The 1,381-nt window shown below is 55.2% G+C and carries 3 protein-coding genes and 2 pseudogenes; all 5 read left to right on the top strand.

Annotated features, from left to right (window positions below; all coding sequences use genetic code 11):
* Positions 1 to 129, top strand: a pseudogene (locus tag ACI2JR_RS28300) (DNA-binding protein); the annotation flags it as partial.
* Complete coding sequence (locus tag ACI2JR_RS28295; protein WP_462480112.1) at positions 119 to 556, top strand: hypothetical protein; 438 nt, start codon at positions 119 to 121, stop codon at positions 554 to 556. The pseudogene ACI2JR_RS28300 and the gene ACI2JR_RS28295, both read left to right, overlap by 11 nt.
* Entirely contained in the window at positions 540 to 764 is a 225-nt protein-coding gene (locus ACI2JR_RS28290) for a hypothetical protein (RefSeq protein ID WP_462480111.1), read from the top strand. Before ACI2JR_RS28295 ends, ACI2JR_RS28290 begins: the two co-directional genes overlap by 17 nt.
* Positions 761 to 973 (top strand): hypothetical protein, encoded by a 213-nt coding sequence (locus ACI2JR_RS28285; protein WP_086816426.1) that lies wholly within the window; start codon positions 761 to 763, stop codon positions 971 to 973. Before ACI2JR_RS28290 ends, ACI2JR_RS28285 begins: the two co-directional genes overlap by 4 nt.
* Before the next feature lie 230 nt (positions 974 to 1,203).
* A pseudogene (locus ACI2JR_RS28280) lies at positions 1,204 to 1,381 on the top strand (hypothetical protein); the annotation flags it as partial.

The following is a 1,381-nucleotide window of genomic DNA, read 5'->3' as shown; positions in this document are numbered from 1 at the left end:
GAGCTTGAGCCGTTCATGAAGGCGTTTCGCCAAATGATGGTAGAAGCTGAGCCCCGCGGCACCCGATGGTATCACCCGAAGATGAGGCTGTTTCAGGCTATTGGGTGGGAGGGTAACCATGAGCAATAAAGACATCTGGTTGCCAGCAGGTTCAATCGTGGAGGCCCACCAGCAGGCCTTAGCCTGGGTCAGTGATGCGTACCTGTTCTATCTGGTCAGCATCCACCGCCGTCCGGTCTATCGTCACCAGTACGGCGATATTTCGCTTAATCAGCCAGCGTTGCAGGGTTTTATTGACTCCTACCTTGCGGATAAGGGATGGAACATCGAGCGCCGCTGGGCGCACTACATCAACATTCTGGACCTCATTAAATATATGCATCGCAGTAATTCGGGGTTTATTGACTGGGGAACCGTGCCGGCGCTGACCCCACGTGGGATCCGCTGGATGAACGCCTGCTTCTCTCGTCTGGGAGAAATAGTCAACAGCTACGGCGGATGGGATGGCTACATTGCAGCAGTTCAGGAGATGCAAGCTGATGAAAATCGACTTTAAAGATTATGGCGCCGTGGCCGCGGTGACGATCACCAGCACCATTTTTGAGTTTCGCAAGCATAACCGGATGGTTGATGCCGCCTTACTTTGCACTCCGGGCGTGGTCAGCGAACGACGCGGTAGCTTCTTCATGAAGACGCAGATTTCAGGAAAAACCCGCGACGCGCTGCGGGCCTATAAAACCGTACAGCGGGAGGCTAAGCGATGAAAAATGGCCGGCACTACGCCTTCCCCAACCCGAGCAATGCGACGCCAGGGGGAATGACTTACAGGCAATACCTGACTGCACAGATAGCACCGGTAATGCTCACGAATTTTTTCAGCAACGATGCATGGCAGGATTACGACGACCTCGCCAGAACCATGGTGATGGCGGTCGATTCCATCATCGAAGCCGAACAGGAAACCGCAAAATGACGATCAGTGAAAAACGTCTCAGAGCAATCGCCGATGGCGCCCCTTTCTTTCCGGGTGAAGTTATAGCGATGGCCGGCGCTCTACTTGAACGGCCAGAACCTACCTACCCAACTACGCTACCCTGCCCGGTTATCCTTGAGCCCGGTTTCCGGTTCGGTAAAGGTGTCAGCACTCACCTTGTCCTGCGTGCGCTTCAGAACCGTGCGGAACGTTACGCCGAGCTGGACGCGATGGGGCCAGAAGCTCGCGCAGAGCATGACGCCGCTATCGCTGAACTTCGTGAAAAGTTGGGGTTTGGTGCGCCGGCAAAAACAACCCTACAGGTGAAATTGCCTGACCTGCCACAGCTCGGTTCTAACGCCGAGTGGTATCTGGGGTTTGCAGCTGGCGCAGGAAGCATGCGCGAAG

The sequence above is a fragment of the Klebsiella sp. NPDC088457 genome (assembly GCF_044900465.1).
In the GTDB taxonomy this organism is placed as follows: Bacteria; Pseudomonadota; Gammaproteobacteria; order Enterobacterales; family Enterobacteriaceae; genus Klebsiella.
Note: the sequence above shows the minus strand (reverse complement) of the source record. Positions and strands in the feature narration are given on the sequence as shown.

Excerpts from the sequence above, each read along its gene's own strand:
- ACI2JR_RS28295 (WP_462480112.1), top strand. The coding sequence starts at position 119 with ATGAGCAATAAAGACATCTGGTTGCCAGCAGGTTCAATCGTGGAGGCC.
- ACI2JR_RS28290 (WP_462480111.1), top strand. The coding sequence starts at position 540 with ATGAAAATCGACTTTAAAGATTATGGCGCCGTGGCCGCGGTGACGATC.
- ACI2JR_RS28285 (WP_086816426.1), top strand. The coding sequence starts at position 761 with ATGAAAAATGGCCGGCACTACGCCTTCCCCAACCCGAGCAATGCGACG.